17 protein-coding genes and 2 pseudogenes are annotated in these 20,462 nt (G+C 54.4%); 11 read left to right on the top strand and 8 right to left on the bottom strand.

Annotated elements, in window-relative coordinates:
• The first annotated feature begins 131 nt into the window (after positions 1–131).
• Together BLL42_RS22625 and BLL42_RS22630 are read left to right on the top strand one after the other, a co-directional pair.
• Positions 132–617, top strand: a complete 486-nt coding sequence (locus BLL42_RS22625) for a glutathione peroxidase (protein ID WP_071554340.1) — start codon at positions 132–134, stop codon at positions 615–617.
• Positions 614–1,075, top strand: coding sequence for a MarR family winged helix-turn-helix transcriptional regulator (locus BLL42_RS22630; RefSeq protein WP_071554342.1), 462 nt, complete (start codon positions 614–616; stop codon positions 1,073–1,075). Before BLL42_RS22625 ends, BLL42_RS22630 begins: the two co-directional genes overlap by 4 nt.
• Here the strand turns inward: BLL42_RS22630 and BLL42_RS22635 are convergent.
• Entirely contained in the window at positions 1,059–3,383 is a 2,325-nt protein-coding gene (locus BLL42_RS22635; RefSeq protein WP_071555832.1) for a hybrid sensor histidine kinase/response regulator, read from the bottom strand. The genes BLL42_RS22630 and BLL42_RS22635 overlap by 17 nt on opposite strands.
• A gap of 166 nt (positions 3,384–3,549) precedes the next feature.
• On the opposite strand from BLL42_RS22635, the gene BLL42_RS22640 reads away from it, so the two are divergent.
• On the top strand, positions 3,550–4,440 hold the full coding sequence (locus BLL42_RS22640) for an ATP-binding protein (RefSeq protein ID WP_071554344.1): 891 nt from the start codon (positions 3,550–3,552) through the stop codon (positions 4,438–4,440).
• Positions 4,437–4,919: a free L-methionine (R)-S-oxide reductase MsrC gene (gene msrC / locus BLL42_RS22645; protein ID WP_071554346.1), complete on the top strand. Its 483-nt coding sequence runs from the start codon at positions 4,437–4,439 to the stop codon at positions 4,917–4,919. Before BLL42_RS22640 ends, msrC begins: the two co-directional genes overlap by 4 nt.
• An 85-nt stretch (positions 4,920–5,004) precedes the next feature.
• On the opposite strand, the pseudogene BLL42_RS22650 reads toward msrC, so the two are convergent.
• From BLL42_RS22650 to BLL42_RS22670, 5 genes and pseudogenes are all read right to left on the bottom strand, one after another.
• Positions 5,005–5,667: pseudogene (locus BLL42_RS22650) on the bottom strand (response regulator); the annotation flags it as partial.
• Between the two features lie 700 nt (positions 5,668–6,367).
• Positions 6,368–8,254, bottom strand: a complete 1,887-nt coding sequence (locus BLL42_RS22655) for a TniQ family protein (RefSeq protein ID WP_071554350.1) — start codon at positions 8,252–8,254, stop codon at positions 6,368–6,370.
• Positions 8,251–9,177: a TniB family NTP-binding protein gene (locus tag BLL42_RS22660; protein WP_071554352.1), complete on the bottom strand. Its 927-nt coding sequence runs from the start codon at positions 9,175–9,177 to the stop codon at positions 8,251–8,253. Before BLL42_RS22660 ends, BLL42_RS22655 begins: the two co-directional genes overlap by 4 nt.
• Positions 9,178–9,183: 6 nt before the next feature.
• Positions 9,184–11,079, bottom strand: coding sequence for a TnsB C-terminal domain-containing protein (locus BLL42_RS22665; RefSeq protein ID WP_071554354.1), 1,896 nt, complete (start codon positions 11,077–11,079; stop codon positions 9,184–9,186).
• Positions 11,076–11,735 carry a TnsA endonuclease N-terminal domain-containing protein gene (locus BLL42_RS22670; protein ID WP_071554356.1) on the bottom strand — a complete coding sequence of 220 codons (660 nt, stop codon included), beginning with the start codon at positions 11,733–11,735 and terminating at the stop codon, positions 11,076–11,078. The genes BLL42_RS22665 and BLL42_RS22670 overlap by 4 nt, the downstream gene beginning before the upstream one ends.
• A 487-nt stretch (positions 11,736–12,222) precedes the next feature.
• Here BLL42_RS22670 and BLL42_RS22675 point away from each other — a divergent pair, with 487 nt between their 5' ends.
• Positions 12,223–13,221, top strand: coding sequence for a hypothetical protein (locus BLL42_RS22675; protein ID WP_071554358.1), 999 nt, complete (start codon positions 12,223–12,225; stop codon positions 13,219–13,221).
• Here the strand turns inward: BLL42_RS22675 and BLL42_RS22680 are convergent.
• The gene (locus BLL42_RS22680) at positions 13,202–14,158 is read right to left on the bottom strand and encodes a DNA-binding protein (protein WP_071554360.1); all 957 of its coding nucleotides are present in this window, start codon (positions 14,156–14,158) and stop codon (positions 13,202–13,204) included. The genes BLL42_RS22675 and BLL42_RS22680 overlap by 20 nt on opposite strands.
• Before the next feature lie 874 nt (positions 14,159–15,032).
• On the opposite strand from BLL42_RS22680, the gene BLL42_RS22690 reads away from it, so the two are divergent.
• The 3 genes from BLL42_RS22690 to BLL42_RS22705 all read left to right on the top strand — a co-directional run bounded on the left by BLL42_RS22690 (position 15,033) and on the right by BLL42_RS22705 (position 17,085).
• The gene (locus tag BLL42_RS22690) at positions 15,033–15,482 is read left to right on the top strand and encodes an Xre family toxin-antitoxin system antitoxin (RefSeq protein ID WP_071554364.1); all 450 of its coding nucleotides are present in this window, start codon (positions 15,033–15,035) and stop codon (positions 15,480–15,482) included.
• Between the two features lie 705 nt (positions 15,483–16,187).
• The gene (locus BLL42_RS31130) at positions 16,188–16,280 is read left to right on the top strand and encodes a hypothetical protein (protein ID WP_408004006.1); all 93 of its coding nucleotides are present in this window, start codon (positions 16,188–16,190) and stop codon (positions 16,278–16,280) included.
• Positions 16,281–16,608: 328 nt separating this feature from the next.
• Complete coding sequence (locus BLL42_RS22705; RefSeq protein ID WP_071554366.1) at positions 16,609–17,085, top strand: hypothetical protein; 477 nt, start codon at positions 16,609–16,611, stop codon at positions 17,083–17,085.
• Here BLL42_RS22705 and BLL42_RS22710 read toward each other — a convergent pair.
• Positions 17,082–18,032: a DNA-binding protein gene (locus BLL42_RS22710; RefSeq protein ID WP_071554368.1), complete on the bottom strand. Its 951-nt coding sequence runs from the start codon at positions 18,030–18,032 to the stop codon at positions 17,082–17,084. The genes BLL42_RS22705 and BLL42_RS22710 overlap by 4 nt on opposite strands.
• A 135-nt stretch (positions 18,033–18,167) precedes the next feature.
• Here BLL42_RS22710 and BLL42_RS22715 point away from each other — a divergent pair, with 135 nt between their 5' ends.
• From BLL42_RS22715 to BLL42_RS31135, 3 genes and pseudogenes are all read left to right on the top strand, one after another.
• Positions 18,168–19,097, top strand: a complete 930-nt coding sequence (locus tag BLL42_RS22715) for a site-specific integrase (protein WP_071554370.1) — start codon at positions 18,168–18,170, stop codon at positions 19,095–19,097.
• Positions 19,098–19,429: 332 nt separating this feature from the next.
• Positions 19,430–19,789 carry a helix-turn-helix domain-containing protein gene (locus tag BLL42_RS22720; protein ID WP_071554372.1) on the top strand — a complete coding sequence of 120 codons (360 nt, stop codon included), beginning with the start codon at positions 19,430–19,432 and terminating at the stop codon, positions 19,787–19,789.
• Between the two features lie 423 nt (positions 19,790–20,212).
• A pseudogene (locus BLL42_RS31135) lies at positions 20,213–20,403 on the top strand (hypothetical protein); the annotation flags it as partial.
• Positions 20,404–20,462: the final 59 nt, after the last annotated feature.

Genomic DNA, 20,462 nt, shown 5'->3' on the forward strand with positions numbered 1-20,462 from the left:
AATTGGTTCGAATACAAAGATCGCAGCCTGCGGCAGCTCCTACGGTTGGTTGGTGTTTGATTTATTAAATTGCACACAATCTAATTGCTCGCTATTTTAAGCTTTCCTCATCTTCCACCGGAGCATGCGCGATGACCGAGAACCTGCTGAGTATTCCCTGCACCACCATCAAAGGTGAGCAAAAGACCCTGGCCGATTACGCCGGCAAAGCGGTTTTGGTGGTCAACACCGCCAGTAAATGCGGTTTCACCCCGCAGTACAAAGGGCTCGAAGAACTGTGGCGGACCTACAAGGATCGAGGCCTGGTGGTGCTCGGTTTCCCCTGCAACCAGTTTGGTAAACAGGAGCCGGGCAACGAAGGGGCGATCTCCGAGTTCTGCGAACTGAACTTCGGTGTGAGTTTTCCACTGTTCAAAAAGATCGACGTCAATGGCAGTGACGCCCACCCGCTGTTTGTTCAGCTGAAAAAGCGTGCGCCGGGTGTACTGGGCTCCCAGGGCATCAAGTGGAATTTCACCAAGTTCCTGATCGGTCAGGATGGCAAGCTGGTCAAGCGTTTCGCACCGGCGACCAAGCCGAAGGACCTGACCCGTGAGATTGAAGCCCTGCTCAAATGAACGATTTGTCAGCCGATTCGCTGCTGCTCGACAGCCAGCTCTGCTTCAAGCTGTACGCTGCGTCCCGAGCGGTGATCCGCGGTTATAAGCCGATGCTCGATCAGTTGGGCCTGACTTATCCGCAATATCTGGTGATGCTGGTGCTATGGGAGTGGCAGCAGAGTGCGCCCGAGCAGCCAACGGTCAAAGCCCTTGGCGAGCGGTTGTCGCTGGATTCCGGGACGCTCACGCCGTTGCTCAAGCGTCTTGAGCAGTTACACCTGGTCCAGCGTCAACGCTCGGCGCGCGATGAGCGAGAAGTGCACTTGAGCCTGGCACCCGCCGGGCTTGCCCTGCGCGAACAGGTCGGACCGCTCAAGGCACGCCTGTTGTGCGACAGCGGTGTCGATCTTGAGCGCTTGAGCGAATTGCGCGGCAGCCTTGATCAACTGCTGGGACAGATCAAGGCGCTATCGTAGCCGGCACCCACTGCTCAAGCAGGGCGACCAGTTCCTCGCGACGGAACGGTTTCGCCAGATAATCGCTCATGCCCGCCGCGCGGCAGCGTTCGCGCTCCTCGGGCATGGCGTTGGCGGTCAGGGCAACGATCGGCAGATCCGGCCAGCGCCCGCTGCGACGGATCTGCCGGCTGGCCTCGTAGCCGTCCATGACCGGCATGTTGCAGTCCATCAGCATCAGGTCAAACTGGCCATGTTCCAGCTGATCGAGCGCTTCGGCGCCGTGGGCGGCGACTTTCACGTTACAGCCCAGCTTGCTGAGCATGCCTTTGGCCACCAACTGATTGACCGGGTTGTCTTCCACCAGAAGGATTCGCGCTCGCTGCTGGAGTACGAGACTTGGTTGTTGGGCATCGGCGACGACGGCCACCTCGGCCTGCAAGGTGCGTCGCAGCGTCTGGTAGAGCGCGTTGCGGGCCAGTGGTCGCGCCTGCTGTTGCAGGGGGGCAAGGGTTGCAGCCTCTTCACTGGGCATGAAACTGCCATAGGCGGTCACCAACAGAATGGGTGCGGTCATGCCTGGACGCAAACCGAACAGACATTCGGGGCAGTCGGTGATCAGCACATCGGGCGACAACCCGATCAAGGAGTCGTCGACGGTGCGTTGTTGATACTCCATGCCCCAGCCTGGCAGCAGATTACCTAACAGTTCGGCCAGACCACTGCTGGCAGCGGTGATTGCCAGGACCTTGCCTGGCAGGGACGCGGGGACGATTGCCGGCGTGTGTCCGGGCAATGGCAGATCGGCGCAGAACTGGCTGCCGAAACCAGGCTCTGAACTGAGGCTGAGACGGCCCTGCATGGCTTCGCAGAGATTGAAGGTCAACGCCAGACCCAATCCGGTGCCACCAAACTGGCGGGTAATACCGGCACCCGCTTGGGTGAACGGTTGGAAGATTTTCACCTGGTCGTCCTGCGCGATGCCGATACCGGTGTCGCACACTTCGATTCTGACACCGTCTTCGTGGGTGCTCAGGCGCACGTCCACCCGTCCAAAACGGGTAAATTTAAGGGCGTTGGAGAGCAGGTTGCTGACAATCTGCCGAACTCGCATCGGGTCGCCAAGTACCAGAGCCGGGAATTGCGGATCAATCAGGCACGTCAGTTCGACGCTGGGCGCGGCGTTCTGTGACAGCAGGTTGGCGGTGTCTTCGATCAGTGAGCCGAGGTCGAATGGAATGCGCTCCAGCTCAAGCTGACCAGCGTCGAACTTAGACAGGTCGAGAATGTCGTTGAGCAGTTCCACGAGTACTTTGCCGGAGTCGTGGGCAATCGACAGTTGCTGGCGTTGTTCGGCATTCAACGGGCTGTCCAGCGAGAGGGCGATCATACCCAGCAAGCCATTGAGCGGCGTACGAATTTCATGGCTCATGTTGGCCAGAAACACCGAACGTGCCTGGGCCATGTCCAGAGCTGTCTGGCGCGCAACTTCCAACTCTTCGTTCGACACCGTCAATCGACTATTGATCGCTTTCAGTTCACCGGTACGCGCCGAGACGATGTTTTCCAGTTGCCCGAGGTAATCAGTCAGGCGGTTTTCGGCGTTGCGGCGTTGCTGGATTTCAGTGGTCATGTTTTCGAATTGTTGGTTGGCCACCGTGACCAGGACGCCGATCTCATCGTTTTCGTGCGCTACTGGACATTCCAGCGGTGGCTGTTCTGAACTGCGCGGGTCACGCGCGCTCAGTTCGCGAATCACCCGCACCAGCGGTTTGGTGAGCATCACATAGAACAGCGCCAGCAGGATCCCGGTCAGTATCAGGCTGCGGGCAAAGCCGTTGATCAGAGTGATTTCGGCGCGGCGCAGAAAGCGGCTGCCAAACGTGTAGGTATCGACATCCAGTTGCAAGGTGCCGAGGGACTCATCGGGCAGGTGGTTGAGGAACAGGCGATCCTTGAACTGTCGATTGGCGCCAAACAGAAAGTCGCTGATCACCCGATAGCCGCCGTTTTGCAGGTCCGGGCGTTTTACGCTGGCGAGGATCGTATTGTTGTTATCGCTCAGTTGCGCGCTGATGACGGCGGGTGAGCGCAGCAAGCCGAGGGTCAGTTCCTGGGCCAACTCGGCATCGATGTTGTAGGCGATCCGCGAAGCCGGGTTATGGCTGATTTCCAGCAACGACATTATTTCCCGGTTGATGGAGGCGTCTTCGCTGGCATAATCGATGCCTATTTGCACCAGGCTGAGCAGGGTTCCCAGAATGAAACCGACCAGCACAGTGAGCCTGGCTTGCTTGTAAGACAGGCGGTTGGTGAACTTGATATCCATGGTGTGCTGAACCACTTTCGTTTCCCTTCTGGGCGAAGCATAGCCGATCATCAGTGGGTTTCGGCATGACTGACGGGTGGGCCATTATTGCGTTATTTCCGGGATTGCGCGCTGCGTTTGGTTTTCTGTCCCCCATCATTACTGTGAACGTGCCTGAGGAGAAGTCGTGGATTCCCGATTGAATGCATTTCTTGAACGCGCCGATGCGGTTCTGGCTCGTATCGAGCCGTTACTGCCCGCGCAACGCACTGCCATCGACTGGACGCAGTGTCTGGCGGCACGCTGGCAGCGTGAGGGGCGCAGCGGTTTTCTGTTGCCGCTTGAGGTCAGCCTGGACATGCGACTGTCCGACCTGATCGGGGTCGATAAGCAGTTGGAGCAGTTGGGGCGAAATACCCGGCAGTTTCTCGATGGCATGCCTGCCAACCACGCGTTGCTCTGGGGCGCGCGTGGTACCGGCAAATCGTCGCTGGTGCGGGCCTTGCTGGCTGAGCACGCCAATGGTGGTTTGCGCCTGATCGAGATCGAGCGCGATCACCTGGCGGACCTGCCACGCGTTGTCGAGCAAGTCGCCAGGCTGCCTCAGCGCTTTGTGCTGTTTTGCGATGATCTGTCCTTCGAGGCCGGTGAGGGTGACTACCGGGTGCTCAAAAGCGTGCTCGATGGCTCGCTGGAACAGGCACCGGATAACGTGCTGCTGTACGCCACCTCCAACCGTCGCCATCTGGTTCCGGAAAAAGAGAGCGATAACGAAAACTGGAAAATGGTCGACGGCGAGCTTCATCCTAATGAGGCGGTCGAAGACAAGATCGCACTGTCGGATCGATTTGGCCTGTGGCTGTCGTTTTATCCTTTTACCCAAGAGCACTTCCTCAATGTGGTCGAGCATTGGGTGGGAGAGTTGGCAGGCAAGGCCGGCCTTGAGTGGAAACGTGATGAAGAACTCGAGATTCTCGCGGTTCGATGGGCTACCGGACGCGGTAATCGCAACGGCCGTTGCGCGTATCAATTTGCCCGGTATTGGGTCGGACTGAAGTTGTTGGAGCACAAGGCATGATCGATTTGCAAAAGAGCGGCGCGGGTCTTGAGGGCTATGGCCTGCTCTGCGCGCAGTTGGAGGCGTTGCTGGCGGATGAACGCGACTTTATCGCCAACGCTGCGCAGTTTTCGGCGTTCTTGTTCAACCAGCTCGATGACCTGAATTGGGCCGGGTTTTACCTCAATCGCAACGAGGAGCTGGTGCTCGGGCCGTTCCAGGGGCAGATCGCCTGTGTGCGCATTCCCTTCGGCCGTGGTGTTTGTGGCGCAGCGGCGGCAACCCTTCACACTCAACGGGTTGAAGATGTGCACGCGTTTGCCGGACATATTGCCTGTGACAGTGCCTCGAACAGTGAACTGGTGGTGCCGTTGGTCAAAGACGGTCGGTTGATCGGCGTGCTCGACCTGGACAGTCCTTTGCTGGCGCGTTTCACCGTAGATGATCAGGCCGGCATTGAGCAGTTGGCAGCGATTTTCTTGCGTTTGAGCGAGTGCTGATCAAGCCCGTAGCAGCTGCCGAAGGCGGCTGCTACGAGTTGCGCAAGAGTGGAACGGACAGGTAATGGCTGTTTCAGGGCTGCTTTTACACGTTGGAGTGATGACGAATTTGTCGTTGCAGTGCCTGTTCCAATTCAAGCATGGCGTGCTCTAAGCCTTTGCTGCGGGCCTCGAGCTGATCCAGACAGAAGTCCTCATGGCATAGGCGTTCAAGCGCTTCGCAGCCGTCGATAAGCCTTGAGGCCTGAACGATACGGGCCGCCCCTTTGATTTTGTGCGCCATATCGATGAAGGCTTGCGGCCCGTTTGCAGGCGGCAGTGCGAGGAGTTCCTGGCGGTCGAGGCGATTGCTGTTGAGCAGTTCGACGAGCAAGCGCTGAACCAGTTTTGGATCGCCACCGGTGAGTAACTGCAAGCCGTCCACGTTAAAGGTTTGATCGTCAATGATCGGCTTGAGTGCTTCCAGTCGCTGGCTCAGTGTCGTCAGACCGATGGGTTTGAACAGGCAATCGTTCATGCCTGCTTGCAGGCATCGCTGTTTTTCTTCCGGTTGAGCATTGGCCGTGAAGCCAAGCACAGTGCAGGGCGGGCGCTGCTCATCGTGCTCGGTCTGGCGGATGGCACGGGTGAGTTCGTAGCCATTCATCAGTGGCATGTTGCAGTCCGCAATCACCAGGTCGAAATGGCCTGCTTTCCATGCCTGAAAACCAGCCTCACCATTGTCGGCCGTGATGGATTGATGCCCCAGCGGCCCCTGTCAATAAAAAATAAATTTCCGTGTGTGATTTATAAGTATTAATTACCCAGGCTTCATCAAAGCTTGAACCAGAATTTTCGATAAAAGATGAAATCCCCTAAAAATCTATCGGTAATTGTTGAATGGAGCACACATCTCAGGTACTCCAATGCGTAACTATAATTTGGGTGATGACCATGATCTAAGATTAGCCGCGACGATCTCGTTGCATAGATCTATCCACCTGTTCAACCCAAGATTGAATAGGTGCTCAAAGTTTTTACGGATACTGATCGTGTCGCTTTTTCACGGGTGTGGTGGTCTAATTGGGTTGGGTGTTTTTTGGTAGGGTGCCAGTCAAGCCCGTTTGGCGTGATATAAGAATTTGGTGTGGTGTAAGCTTGTTCAGGTTATTTGCAAGTGTCTACAGAAAATAAACCGACAATTTGTCACTCTTTCTCCCGAAGATTGGATTTCATCAAAGGTAACAGTCCAGTAAAATCTGCTGTGCACCGTCAATAAAGGTCATCGCTCTTAGGTCGGTATTTGGTTGGGGCTCTATATTCGAGGAGTATTCTAATGCTGGTGAATACATTAAAAATATTTCTGGAGAGCCACTTTGATTACCTTGATTTGCACGTCATGGAACATTAATAAGATCATGCTTGGGATTTAAAAAATGCTTGGGCGTCAGAGGGGTGGCTCTTTAATTTCAAAGGTCGCGAAGTGTTCGCGAATTTTCTTGTGTTCGCTCAATCAAAATTTGGCGATGGCCATTTTTATGTTCTAGTGTTAAGGTTTTGAGCGTGCCGGATGTTGCGAGCGCTCTTATTTTGTTTTCAGAAACTGAAAATAATCTGGCGGCTTGTATGATTGAAAGATATTTTTCTAGATGATTAATTATAAAAGTCGTATCTTCTGGGTTGATGAAATTGGTTCTGTATATTTTTGTGGGTTTTATTAGTCCGGTATGAATAAAGCGCGTATCGATTAGTAAGTGGCTAACTCCCGCCAGAGTGCTGATTTCTTTTATCGTTAAGTTATTGTGGCGCCAAATTGTTAGGGCTTTCGCCACTGAATCGGAAATCCACCAGTTGGGATTTACACAACCATACTGATGTTTTAGTATGAATCTTGTGGTTGTAATATCTAGCTCGATTTTTATTGATAGCTCTCTAAGCGTCTTTAAGCCAAGATGCACTCGTGGCATTCTGTGTCTTCGAAAAGATTCTACAGCCTTCATCAGATTTTTTGGTATGCTGCTTCTAAGGTAAATTGAAGGAAAAAAGGGGGTGAGTCGAGGAAAGGCCAATATTAAATTAAGTTTATTCGAAAGGGGAGTTATCATTCGTGTACTAACATCGCAAACTTGAGCTAGTTCAGTTGAAAATACGTACGTTTGAGAAAATACTTTCAGCACGTCGTTAGGGATAAAATAAGCTCTGTCGCCGACTATGATTTCTGGTATTAGGCCTCTTTTAATCACCTCATACAGTGCGGTCGTGTTCGTATGCAGTTTAATTGCGGCCTGGTTTAGCGTGGAATAGGATCCTGGGTCGGCTTTGTTCGTGTGGTTCTGCCGTTTGTCTAATTTTGCATTAATGATTGAGCATAGGTTGTTTGCCCGATAAAAAATAATGTTCGATGGGGCATCTCTGAAGGTTTGAAATTGTTCGTTATGAATGAGCTGTCTCGCCTTTGTGGTGCTATCAATCGCATGGGCGAGTTCATCGAAGCGCAATGCGATGTGGCTGCAGCAGTCTCCTGCTTTACCTTTTTTGCATATTTTATCTTGATGATGGTTTTGGCGTAAGAATTTAAGCGAAAATTCTCTGTAATATTGATCCTTTACCTGAAGCCAAGGGGCCTCGAAGACGCTCAAAGGCAGGTTGCTATAATTGCGTAGCTCTCGAGTTAGTACTTCTTTGATCTGTGCTGTAATCGAAGTTTTCTGCTCCTCAGTGCCGGGTAATTTAGGGAAAATGGCTGTGCGTAGAAGATCCTCTTTGTACATTTTATTCAAAATATGTCGGGCGCTCTCATGACCAAAGCTCGTATTGATCATGACCCGACATCGTGGCTGTGAAGATAGTATGTACGCTGTTTTGTAGTCAAAACCACAGGCGCATTGAAATCCCTTGAGTTTGTACCACTTGTTGTGAACACCACACTGGGGACAGACCATCATCAGAGGGGTGTTGTGGTAGGGGCAGATGTCTACTACTTTTAAGTCTTGTGCTGGACGTGTATAGCCGTCGGCAAGACATTGCGGGCAAGGACAAAAATCGACACGAAAAATATCTCCCGGAACAGCTTTGCTGTTTATATATACCTTGGCAGCAATTGATAATTTTTTTTGGGGTTGCCGGTAGAATGTCTGGCGGAGTGCTTGGGCCAGGGGAGGGGCCTCTTGGCACAGTAGCGCAAAAATGGCGTGCTGATGTGTTCGCATTGCAACCCAATGTAAGTTCCCTTCGATAGCGAGTCTCCGGCACATGGCCTCGACATTCAAGTAACCATTTTTTTGTGCAGCACGCATGAGTAAACTGGTTGGACTTTCCAGAGGGAATGGCCGCGGGACAAAAATCATTTTTTTCATTTGCTAATTGCTTGGTATACAGCGTCAGTGCTGATTAAAAAAGGGTTTTTATCTGGTCTTATCCGTGTGGGGATGTGCAACATATTTATAGTGCTAGCAAAATCTTCTGACAGTAGTGTCCGGTTTCCTCGAGCCAATGACCTTTTGAACGCGGCGTATAGCACCAGACGAAGACCATCCATGTTGCCCGCGCAACCCATATAGATAGCCGCAGCAAAGTGTTCGTCAGCTAAATAGATATAGTCTTCCAATTTTCCAAGTTTGATCATTTCTCCGGTCAACGCACTGAGCACCTTGCGAAACTCTGCATCTGGTGTGCGACTAAATGGAAGGGGTTTCAACGCGATGCGATAAGGATAGCGACGTGCCAATTGAGGGTGCGCATCGATGATGAGGTCGTAGCCGACTTCTCCCGCAAGGCAGATAGGTACACCGCTTTCATTCAGCAAGTATTTCATCCAATCGCAGGTCACTCGCTGTGTTTTTTCCGCGCCTCTGGTCGCCAGGTGGTGGAATTCATCAAGAAAGCACAGCTGCACCTGGCGTGTAATCAAGCTTTGGACAATACGGTGTTCTAGTGCGCCGACGTGCCCTGCCATTGGGGTTCCAAGTTTTACCAATATTTCTTCTGCAAGTGATTTAATGGTAGGTTGGGCCGGAACCGAGCAGTTTAGACACGGTAATACCGACGTCATCCCCTTTTCGGATAATTGATCATGCGGTGGTCCCAGCATCAGTTCCACACGTTTGCAAATGCTGGATTTTCCGGTGCCCGAGTCGCCGGTCATCAATGCGCAGCAAGGCGTACCACGTTCCCGCGTCGTTTCGATGCTGGTCAAGATGCAATCGATGGCCGCTTGGTATTGGGAGTGCGGAATAGTGAATTTATTAAAGGTGTCGAGAATGACCTCGATCTTGTTCATGTCTAACTACTCCAAGTAAAAACCTCTTAATGGACCGCTCGGTCCTGGGGTGGTATCGTCATCAGTGCCAGAGGTAAAAGGGTGGGCAGTTGGCGCTGTTACCGCCTGGTGTTCAGTTGCAGCGGAAGTTGTGGGTTTCTTTTGCTTGGCTTTATGTTGCTTTTTCTTTTCAGCTATTTCTTGATGGATGCGCAGTAACGAGCAGCAGGCGATTTCGTCAGAATACTCTTTGCCCTCTAACGCGAGCTGTTCACACACCAACTCGTGCTCGTAGAGCGTTAAACCTTTTTGATAGGCAGGATTGACAGCAACGGCGCGGACTAACTCAGTCGGGTGTTCAGGATGTGCAACCCAGACTTCTCCGAGATCACTTATATCGTAATAGATCACGGCCTTTTGCTTGGGTTTTAGCTTATGCTTTAACTCAGCTAATCCCGGCCCGCTCCACTGCAGGTTCAAAAGGTTTACCCTACCGCCGTTGATTGAACGATGTTCAACCGCGCGCAAAATACCATCCAGATCTGCTTTCGATATTTTTTCCGGCGGCAGTTGTTTGGCCATCGCTCGGTCCCACTTGGCGTTGGGCGTCATGTTTAATTCACTGTGCTTGGTTTGATGGTAGACATTTTCCAGCCAATCGGAGAATTTTTCCTGCAGTTCCTCAATGGTCAGGCAGGCTTTTGCGACCGAGTCATAGTCGCCGCGTTGTTCCGGATTGGAGAAGGTGGTACCGGGTAAACTGTGAACAAAGGAGTTGACTGTCTTAAAAAAGCTTTCAATGTGCGCGTTGGCATCGGATTGTTTTTTTGGGATAAATACGTATTGGATGCCCAATGCGTTCAGTATCACGATTACCGTATCGTTGAAATTTTCAGATCCATTGTCACCGATGATGAGGACCATTTTGCCGCGTTGTAATTCTTCACCGGGGACTGCCTGCAGCGCCATTCGCAGGACCCGGAGTGTCTTTCCCGCGCAAGGAGGCGTCTTGGAGAGGTCATACGCAATAATTTTGCGGCTTTTGATATCGATCATGGCTTGCAGATGGGCAATTTTCCCAAGCGGCTGGCCATCGGTGTCCACCAGAATGATGTCCATCGGGGTTTTACAATCAATCCCACACATTTCTAATAAATAAGTCGGTTCGACCCATTGTGAGCTGGATTTATTGGCTTTCTGCCCTGCGCGTACCCCGAGTCGTCGAGTGTCCCTCAGTAAACCACAGAGTTTGATAATTCTTCTGCGTACGGTGCTTTCCGATGGCATATGGATGATTCGAGAGTTTGTTTCCCGGCGTAGACGATTGTTGTTGTAGATCTCGCCTTTGATCAGCGAATAGACATAAGCAACGCTATGTCGTTGGTCGTTGAGGTAGACCTCATTGATATAGCGGTCAATGATTTTAGAGGTCTCGTCGGGCGTAAATTTACCCCGAGGCAATACGCTTGTTGGTTTGATCAGTGACCAAGGCGACCAGTTAGCGCGTTTGCAAGCCTGCGTCCATTTCCACAGGGAGCCGTAAGAGGGGGGGCGCGGATCTCCGAACTGTTTGCGTAACACTTCCAATTCTCTCAAGCACGCTTTTTTGGGCAGGATGCCCTGAAAGCTTTCTCTGATGCCCATGACGTAAAAATGTTTTCGTTTCGCGGCATTGACCTGTGGGTCTTCCGAGTTGAGCATGCGCACTGATGTGGAAACGGCTAGAGGCGCGCATTCAGCCAGGATGACTTCCTTGTGATGAAGCAGTTGATTGAAGTCGTCAGGGCAGATGTATACAGCGCGTCTGCCTTCGGTATCTTTGAAAGAGAGCAGCTCTTTGGTGATATTGATGACCTCATAAAATCGCCCATCCATGAGGTAGCGCGCCCCTATCAAGACCGGTCGTGGAGGTTCAGTGTTCATAGCGGATCTCGCTGAGATATCTGAGTGTCCAAGGTCAAGGGATCGTCCAGATTCGCCAATGATTCGCCGCTGAATAAACGATGGCAAATTGATCGGGCGGTCGGCGGATAGGAATTGCTTAGTATCGCTCTGATGGTTGTGCGAGCCTCACAATGATTTAAATAATCGGTCAGGTAGTCTTGCTCGCGCTGAGTGACACCGAGGCTGCGAAAGTACAGGTACCTTAAATTTTTGAACTTGCTCTGCTCCACCAACTGTTGCCGATCCGCCAGCTTTAAAGTCGTCTCCATCGTTCTGCATAGCTGAGAGAAACTGGCGAGTTTTTCCCGATGTCGGTCGGTAAGTCTCGTGAAGTCGTACTTCACCTCGGTGAAATGGTTTGCCGAATCCCGATGCTGGACAAAAAAGTCAGGGGTGTAGCGCATTGCCCGACCCTCGGCTCTCCAGCGAAAAGTGTGAGGTTGGGCGTAATACGCCCTGACGTCGGCGTCCCATTCCAGCCACACACAATAGGCGGCCTCCAACGCACCCTCGCAGAGCACGTTGTGATGATTTTTCTGCGAAGGAAAATAGATCCGGTGATAGCCGGGGTGGCTTCGACGGACGGAGCGTGCCGGAGCCCGCTCACCGTTCAACCATTCTCGTTCGTCCCACATGACGGGGCCCTCTCGAGGCGACTCACCGGATACAGGATCGTCGCGGGTTGTTTCGCCTGAAGTGACCGTGCCACGCGTACTTCAGAATAAAGCGTCGAATCCACTCGAAATGTCGCGCTTTGCCTGACTCAGTCGCGGTGCAATTGGCGTCCCAACTTACCCTAGGCGTGTTGATGTTGATATTGGTGCCGCATAGCGAGGAGGTCATTATCTGTCCTGTTTCCCACTGCGTTCAGGTGCCACCTCATGGCTACTTTTTTCGTTTAGATACCTTCGTTATGGCGCGGCTTTTATTGTCTCGCCACGCGGGCATCTTGGCGGCTCCCAATCGAGTCATCGGTCAATGGCCGACAAGGGGCTGTAGTTCAAGGCTTAGTCCGGCCGAAAAGTTTTCGCATCTGTGTATTTCGCATGGCATGTAATGATCACGGTGCTATGTTTTGTGCTCATGGGGGATGACGTCAGCGATAACTGATAGGGTTTCTCTATGGCAAGCGGGTGGGCAAAACGCAGCCGACAGTTCAAAGGTATGCTGATTGCGCATGCCCTGGCGGACGTGGCTAACGTTGATCATACCGGCGCAAGCTTGGCACGCTGGCGCGATTCCGTCCTGCCGCCGCTCACCACGGTTTTCCCTAAAGAGGCGCAGACATGGCGGGAGCACCTGCGCGGACGCGTGCCGGGCGCAAAGCGTTTAAGGGTGCCGCTGCAAGCCTTTCCGGCGCTGGGGCATTGGGTGAGCCATCCGCTAAACACCGTGTTGGCCGCTGATCAGGAGGTCATCGGTGACCAAGCCACCGCTGGCCAGATCACCACTAAGGAGGCCATCGTTAAAAAGGCCGCCGTTGACAAGGCCAATGCTGAAATATGGGGCCATCGGATAGAGACGCTGTGTCGGTCGTTCGATGTGACCTACAGTGACCCTGGTGCGATCCTTGATGCACTCCCCCTCATATCGGACGATATAGATCTTGCCTTGGCGATTGGTGCGGCGCGCGCGGCGGGCGAAAACTTTGTGGTTAAGCATCGGTGTATTCGTATGCTGCCAAGGCTGATGGCACTGGCATGTTGCAACAGACCACTGTGCTTCGTACGCCATGAACTGTGGTCGGTGATCAGGCAGATAGTTGATAGCTGGAAGTTAGATAGTGGAGTTACAGCTGAGCCGCCCAGCAAGTTTGCCGTGTCTCTAAGCGCCGAGCTTGCAGCATGGCCTCGCACCTCGGAGGCCAACGATGAGTTGATGAGGACCTGGCATGACTTGTCCGTTCTGGCCGTCCAAAGTCATTTGATTCCTGAGGTGTACTGCCCCGAGCGGGCGGTATTTTGCCGACTCCTGCAAAACTATCATCCGCAAGAAAGGAAGCAGATTCTGGCGGCAATGCGCGCGAACGAGCGCCCCTCGAGTTGCCGTGAATTGCACCGTGTCGACGTCGCCATACGGCGAGCGATGCGCAAGTGCAACCTCAGGGTTGCATCGGCGTGAGGTCGGACAAGCGCTGCTGCAGGCGAGCATTGACTTGCAGGGTCGCGGTGTGAACCTGTTGCAATCGTTCGGTTTGCGCAGCCGCGTGGTCGAGTTGCAGGCTCAGGCTGATCACTTGGGCCTTCAACTGATCTTGCTCGGTTGTCAAGTCGCTGAGCTGCCGGGCGACCGCGGCCCCTTGCCGTTCCCAGGTCTGGGCCTGCTTACGGGTAGTGGCCAATTCACCGGTGAGGCGTTCGTTATCCCGATTGAGGCCAATCACCGCTTCCTGCTTGGCGTCAAGTGTCCGGGCTAGGTCCCTGAGCTGTTGCTGGACTTGCTGGACTCGTTGTTCATGTTGGTTCAGCAAGGCGTCGCGTTGCTCTTTGGCCGCTTCGCGAAAATACATCAAGGATTCGCGGGCATGCGCGCTGGCCTCGGCCAAGGTCTGCAGCTGGGTGTGCTTTTCCGCCAACTGCGTGACCAGTTCCTGCACGTTGGCCTGCAGCGTCGCCGCGCGGCGCTGTTCATCCTCTAATTGTGTGCGAGCGGTGTGCACCTGCGCCTGGGCTTGCTTCAGTTCGAGGGTTAACGCGGTGACCTGCGCCTGCGCCTGTTCCCGCTCGCTCGCAATGCGGGACAGGGTCGCGCGTAGCGCGGAGCGTTCTTCATCAAATTGCTCACGCACGCGCGTCACCGTGACCTCGGCCTCTTCTGCCAGCAATTCGACCAGGCTGTTGACCAAGGCGAGCAGTGGCGCGCTCAAGCGCTCCTGCGGGGTCAGTGTGGCCGCTGACGGGGCCAACTGCAGCTCCTTGAGGTAGCGGGCAATGGTGGTTTTCGAGCCGGTGTTACCGAGCTCGATGCGCACGGCGTCGATGCTGGGCTTGCGCCCCTGCTGAAGCAGCGCTGTGTAGGCGTTTTGCACCAACACCCGGTTAATGCCACCTCGGGCCATGGCGGACCTCCGACGATTTCATACTGTGACATGCGTCATGTAATTACAGGTTATGAAACCCTCCTTGGTCGCGCTTGCAACGGCAATTTTTGACACGGGGCAAGGCGGGCTTACCCCGTGTCAGTAGGATTTTTCCCCGTATTCGCCGTTTTTTGCCTGACACCACACTTGCCACCCCCGACTTTGACGGACGCGCGCCAGCCCACCGCGGCCACCTCCTGTTCAGCGTAGTTCGCTTTTGGCTTCGCTAACGTAGTGGACTGGGAGCGTTTGGCAGGTGACGATCAGACACCGAAGCGCTGGCTGCAGGGGAGAGGGGCCTAATTGCCCTCGGGTTCGTCGCGCGACTTTCAGTTGCTGGGCGCCCACCCTGCTTAACGAAGTGCGTGGTACTTTTGGGATGAACCGCCGGCCGGCTGGGCGGGTTCGGGAAGAGCCTCGCGCGGTCCGCTCATTCCTCAACCTGTCAGGGAGTAGACGTTCGTGACTCACCTCGAGCACCGTGATGAAAGGTAAGCGCAAAGTCAAAACGACTAAGTGGCAGATTGCTGAGCATTTCAAGGCCGAGGCTCATCGGCTGTTAAGGGCGCGCTCGGCACGCGCGAATCGATTCTTAGACGTCGCCCTGGCTGCGGGTAGAGACCTGGAGCCGGTCGGATCACTGGCGGGGAACCGGCCCGTGACATCGGATCAATCTCAATAGCGCCGGTGACCCGTAACCGACGCGGAGCCTCGGGGATCGGCTTAGAGGCGCGACGTGCGTGGTTGTGCACATTGGCGGCGTGGCTGACGGGGTTTTCCGACCAACCTACCTTCACACAGGACGGAAATGGTCGGATGCTTCCTACACAATGCCGAAGCCAAAAGGCGACCCATGTTTGCTGAAGTGATGTGCGATAAGGCTTACCGCGCCTACCGGGTCCGGCTGGAAACGTTGCTGCATATCCCCGTCGACGCTTCAGATCAGGACATCCACGAGCTAATCGAGGCGGGTTTCTCGGCCACGAGTGTCAAGACGCTCTGCGACCTGGGTGCACTCAGCCCTGTAGCGTGCAGCCACATCATTTCGCTCAACACCCTAAATACCCGGTTGGCTCGCGGTCAGCACCTGAGCGTGAGCGAGAGTGATCGCCTGTTTCGTCATGCACACATCACGGCCATGGCCGAGGTGCTCTTTGGGGACGGCAAAAAAGCTAGGCGATGGCTCAGTAAATCCAAGGCGCGCTTTTCGGGTGAAAACCCCATTGCGCTGCTTTCCACCAGCCCGGGCACTCGTCTGGTTGAAGAGATGCTGATTCAAGTAGCAGAAGGGTTGGCATTTTAATGGTGTCGCGGGTGAATGTTGTTACTGGTAACACAATCCACGGGGACCTTATGGCCTACCGCGAGCAACCCATCGGCTACCGGTAACCCGGCACCTGAGTTATCGAAGAACGAAAAATCTCAGAGCGGTCCAGATACTGCTCGGCCACACCAAACTCGAGAGTATCGTCAGATACCTTGGCATCGAAGTGGATGACGCGCTTGTGATGGCTGAACAAACTGAGGTTTAAATGGGGGGCAGCGACCGGCTGGCTAAGCCTCCGTCGCTTTCGGCCAAATACGGTCCTCCGGGACTTGAAACTACACATTTAATTTCACATATCTGTTCGACTCTTTCTCAGTGTTTATGCGGCATCCAAGCCAGCATCCACCCTCACGCCGAATCATAACCTTCACATTTCTTTTCACATCCTATCGCTGGCTCGTAAGGGAAAAATTCGCTACCAGGGGGCACGTAAGCCGCGACCCTGAACAGCTCGTCCTATAGCCGAAATCAGATTGTGCAATCTACGGTTTTCGGCCAGAAGCCGTCAGTGAATATCATCCATCCACGCATAACAAATCACGAGCATAATGAAGCGTTTCCAACGATGCAGCGTGAGTCGGATCATGAGCGAAACCCAAAGCTGGACAGTCACGTGCCAAGACACCGCGGATGAAACTGGTGACGTCATAGTCGACTTGCCACCAGAACTACTTGTGAAGTTTGGGCTTAGGCCTTGGTGACGAGCTGACCATCGAGGTGATTGATGGCGCGATAGTCCTGAAGCCAAAGGGCAGTGCATTTCCCACATCCTGAACCCTCGCCAGCACGCGTCATCTAATCTTCAAGCTGCCTTACGCAAAGCTGTGTGCTGACCGGTTGAATCCACAGTCGGATGCAGTCACTAGTATCTGTACTGCTGACTGTCGCCTTTGGTCTGTCTGCATCCAGATGTTATCGAGCCTTTATAAGATCCGAGTCCTCCATCCACTATGGACAGCCCGGCTCACTCAAAGAATTGCCGAGGATGAAAGCCTCTACGTCTCTGCTATCTTTCGGCATCGAACGGGCTGTTGGCGACCAGGTACCGCAAAAGCACGAGCCGGTAAGCTATAAACTCGCGCAGTGATCTTCTGGATAAAATATGACATCCACCCAAGCAATGCTCTCAAGGCGCAAAGCGTTCGTTGGCTTGAAAGCCTGCCTCCATATCATTCAGAAATGGCGAGCCACTCCCAGCCAAGCTTGTCGGATTGTGCGCATCTCTTCCCACACCTATCGGCGAGTGCTTAGCGGTAACGGTGACTCGGTGCGACTCAACGTAGACCAGTTGTATCGCGTGAGCATGGTGCTGAACATACATGCCGCGCTGAAGATGACCTTCAACAACCCTCTCAACGTTCATCAGTTCCCTTCACTTAACAACCACAACGATTTCTTCAATGGTCGGACCCCGTTGGAGATAATGGCTCAGGGAGATTTCATTTCATTGTACGAAACCTGTCGACGTATCCAGTCACTGCCGCTGATTGGCTTTCGTGATCTTGATATCGACATGCAGTCATATTTTTCCACTAACGACACCGTGAGTGAGCCGTTCTCAGCTGAGCATCTCACCTAGGCGGAGGGGGTCAACTGGCGCAGGAGCGTTTGCAGCGTCTCAATTTGACGCGCCTGTTCCCTCAACTGCCGCCGATCCTCACGGTGCTGCAGCAGGTACGGTTTGACCCGCTCACGTAAGACGACATGCTCGGTCATCAATTGTTGCAGCTGCGCGTTCAACCTGTCGTGGGCGTGCTGACTGTCGTGTAGGGTCTTGGCTTGTTCACGCAAGTCCATGTGCTGTGTTCGGTGTTCGTTGAGCAACCGTTCGTGCTCGCGGTACACATGGACTAATTCTTCCTGTTTGGCCAGTTGCGCGTTCTGCAGGGACCGCAGTTCCTTGCGTAACTGATCGGTTTGCTCGTCGTGCCGACGTAGCTCCTGCCCGCGCTGTGTCAGTTGTTCCTGTCGATAGTGCTCGAGTCCCTCCCGAGCATGTTGATGTTTGTCCTCCAGTGATTGCACCTGATTGGCGCGTTCTTCAAGTATTTGTTGCTGGCCTGCCACTAACTGTCGCAGTCGCTGGCGTTCACCCTCACTGTCTTGTAACTGCTCTCGCAGTTGCCGTTCGCACTGACGCTGTTCCTCCAGTTGGTTCGTCAGGTGGGCGATCGTTGCCAGTGATTGTTCAAGGCGTTCGCGTAGCTGTGCGCGCTCTTGCGTATAGCTGGCCTGCTGCCGGTCGATTTGTTCCTGCTCTTTGGCCACGGCTTCCTGCGCCTGCTGAGTCAGGCGCTCGGCTAGACTGTTTACCAGTGTGAGCAGTTCCTTATTGACGGTCGGAGGCGGCGCGTGGTTGGCAGCATCGGTGCCATTGAGTTCTTTCAGGTACCGTTGAATTGTGCTCTTCGAACCCGTGTTGCCCAGCTCCACCCGCACCAGGTCGATGCTGGGATGAAGACCGCGGGCCAACAGGGCGTCACGCGCAGCGTGCACCAGGGCTTTATTGATACCGCCACGGGCCATGTCAGGAGCTCCTGTAGGATTCCCGGTTGATATGCAGTATGGCGCATACCGGTTGACTTGCCTGATCTCCAGCCGTCATCGAGATGGCGTCCAGGGTTGGTCAGGTGCAGGCCCACGGTGCAGGAGAGCAAGCGTATGACCACGGCGGCAGAGCGTTATTTGCAAGCCGCGCGCCGGGAAAGCACGATACGACGCTACCGGCAAGCCTTGGCACATTACGAGGCCGGCTGGGGCGGTTTTCTCCCGGCGTCCAGTGAAAGCATCGTGCGTTACCTGGCCGAGCACGCGGAGTCCCTGTCCATCAGCACCTTGCGCGGCCACCTGGCCGCCCTGGCGCGCTGGCATCAAAGTCACGGCTTTGTCGACCCAACCAAGGCGCCGCAGGTGCGTGATGTGTTGCGCGGCATCCAAGCCTTGCACCCCCGGCAAGTCCGGCAGGCCGAGCCGTTGCAGTTACGGGAATTGGAGCAGTGCGTGACGGCTCTGCAGCTTGAGGCCGCGTCATCGCAGATGAACGTGCGCCTCCGCGCCGGCCGTGATCGGGCCTTGCTGTTGCTGGGCTTCTGGCGGGCTTTTCGCAGTGACGATTTGTGCCGCCTGCGGATTGAAACCAATCAGCTGGTGCCGGGCGAAGGCTTGAGTTTGTTTCTGTCCAGCAGCAAATCCGACCGTGATCATCAGGGAGGCACCGTCAGCGTGCCGGCCTTGCAGCGCCTGTGTCCGGTGCAAGCCTACGAGGAGTGGTTGACCCTTAGTCAGTTGCAGCAGGGGCCGGTGTTTTGTGGCATCGACCGCTGGGGCCACCTCGCCCCAACCGCCATGCACCCGTACAGCGTGTCGCGGGTGTTGCAACGGGCGCTAACTCGCGCTGGAGTGGTGGGCGAGCGCTATAGCGGCCATTCGTTACGCCGCGGCTTTGCCACCTGGGCCAGCCGCAACCAATGGAGCCCGAAAGCCTTGATGGACTATGTCGGCTGGCGCGACGTGCACACCGCCATGCGTTACGTGGACGCCGACGCACCGTTTGGCGACTGGCGGCGTAGTGCCTCAACTGAGTCAAAATGACTGCGCGGCAATCGATTTCGTACTGAGATACGCACTATGCCATTACAGCTGTACAGCATGACCATTGATCGGTTTGGTTGGCGATTCAACAGGTTTGAGAAGACAAGATTCTCAAACCTGATCCACGTTTGCGGACTGAAATGCGTGATGTGCGGTACGCCAAAGGAAAAGCGGGGCGATTTGCAGTCTTTTAACGCTAGCGATTGAAGCGTAGCCAATGATCCGCGCGCTGCGTGGCAGGGCAGAAAGCAGACGTTCATTCTTTCTATGCTGTCTAGTATTATTGACGTAAAGTGCATTTTGGCTAATTTATGTCTAGGAAAATAGACGCTATGCGATTTCGTATTCAAACGGATCAAGTTCTTGCCAGCACCGTCGGGGAACGCCTGCAAACGCTGCGGTTGAAGAAGAACATCAGCCTTGAATCGGTGGCCGAGAATGCGGCGATCAGCCGTCAGACGTTGCACCTCTTGCTCAATCAGGGCAAAGGCACCTTGATTAACCTGATTGCGGTTTTGCGCGCACTCGGCGAGTTGGAGCGCCTGAGTTCGCTGATGGAAGACGTCAGGCCCAGTCCGATACAAATCATACGTATGGAAGGCAAGAAGCGTCGGCGCGCATCAGGTAGCCGAAGTGGGGAGGGTAAGTCCAAGGGGGCTCTCTCGAGCGCAGGCAAAAACAGTGATTGGTGATTGCCTCATTCTTTAAGACCAATGAGGCCGGTTCAGCACCATTCAGGGGGCAACATTCGTAACCCACCTTGAGCACCGTGATGAAAGGTAAGAAAGTCAAAACGACCAGGTGGCAACTCGCTGAGCAGTTCAAGGCCGAGGCTCAGCATCTGTTGAGGGCGCGCTCGGCTGGTTGAAGTGCTGCACGAAGCGGCTTCCAGCTGGAAACGAGGCTTCGTATCCCCCCGTGACGCTTCTGAGCAGGACATCCACGAGTTCATCACGGCGGGCTTCTCCGACGCGAGTGTCGAGACACGCTGCAACCTGGGTGCGCCCAACCACCAGATCATTTCGCTTACTATCCTGCCACTCAGTTGGCTCGGGGTTAGCGTCTGAGTGTGAGCGTTTGTTCCGTCATGTGCACATCATCGCCTTGGGACATGCTTGCTCAAAGGAGAAGCCCACGACTTTTCGGTGTATCTGCGACAGTTGCCGATTCAGTTTTACAGTCAGCAGCAAATCAGTGAGTTAACCGGTGTGCATGGCGGCGGCAGCCTGCTAACGATGATCGATGAGGCTTGCTCGGCGCAACTGCAAGGGCTCAGAGTCAAGAGGACACGTTGCGCGCGGAGATTCAGCATTGAGTCGACTATGGACAGCTGTCGGCATTGCACCCGATAAGATGAACGCGAAC

The organism is Pseudomonas frederiksbergensis (genome assembly GCF_001874645.1).
Classification (GTDB): Bacteria; Pseudomonadota; Gammaproteobacteria; order Pseudomonadales; family Pseudomonadaceae; genus Aquipseudomonas; species Aquipseudomonas frederiksbergensis_B.

What these genes read in the sequence shown, in the direction of transcription:
- BLL42_RS22675 (WP_071554358.1), top strand. Translation starts at nt 12,223, where the DNA reads ATGGCAAGCGGGTGGGCAAAACGCAGCCGACAGTTCAAAGGTATGCTG.
- BLL42_RS22665 (WP_071554354.1), bottom strand. Translation starts at nt 11,079, where the DNA reads ATGAACACTGAACCTCCACGACCGGTCTTGATAGGGGCGCGCTACCTC.
- BLL42_RS22660 (WP_071554352.1), bottom strand. Translation starts at nt 9,177, where the DNA reads ATGAACAAGATCGAGGTCATTCTCGACACCTTTAATAAATTCACTATT.
- msrC (WP_071554346.1), top strand. Translation starts at nt 4,437, where the DNA reads ATGATCGATTTGCAAAAGAGCGGCGCGGGTCTTGAGGGCTATGGCCTG.
- BLL42_RS22705 (WP_071554366.1), top strand. Translation starts at nt 16,609, where the DNA reads ATGACATCCACCCAAGCAATGCTCTCAAGGCGCAAAGCGTTCGTTGGC.
- BLL42_RS22680 (WP_071554360.1), bottom strand. Translation starts at nt 14,158, where the DNA reads ATGGCCCGAGGTGGCATTAACCGGGTGTTGGTGCAAAACGCCTACACA.
- BLL42_RS22630 (WP_071554342.1), top strand. Translation starts at nt 614, where the DNA reads ATGAACGATTTGTCAGCCGATTCGCTGCTGCTCGACAGCCAGCTCTGC.
- BLL42_RS22670 (WP_071554356.1), bottom strand. Translation starts at nt 11,735, where the DNA reads ATGTGGGACGAACGAGAATGGTTGAACGGTGAGCGGGCTCCGGCACGC.
- BLL42_RS22710 (WP_071554368.1), bottom strand. Translation starts at nt 18,032, where the DNA reads ATGGCCCGTGGCGGTATCAATAAAGCCCTGGTGCACGCTGCGCGTGAC.
- BLL42_RS22655 (WP_071554350.1), bottom strand. Translation starts at nt 8,254, where the DNA reads ATGAAAAAAATGATTTTTGTCCCGCGGCCATTCCCTCTGGAAAGTCCA.
- BLL42_RS22720 (WP_071554372.1), top strand. Translation starts at nt 19,430, where the DNA reads ATGCGATTTCGTATTCAAACGGATCAAGTTCTTGCCAGCACCGTCGGG.
- BLL42_RS22635 (WP_071555832.1), bottom strand. Translation starts at nt 3,383, where the DNA reads ATGGATATCAAGTTCACCAACCGCCTGTCTTACAAGCAAGCCAGGCTC.
- BLL42_RS22690 (WP_071554364.1), top strand. Translation starts at nt 15,033, where the DNA reads ATGTTTGCTGAAGTGATGTGCGATAAGGCTTACCGCGCCTACCGGGTC.
- BLL42_RS22625 (WP_071554340.1), top strand. Translation starts at nt 132, where the DNA reads ATGACCGAGAACCTGCTGAGTATTCCCTGCACCACCATCAAAGGTGAG.
- BLL42_RS22715 (WP_071554370.1), top strand. Translation starts at nt 18,168, where the DNA reads ATGACCACGGCGGCAGAGCGTTATTTGCAAGCCGCGCGCCGGGAAAGC.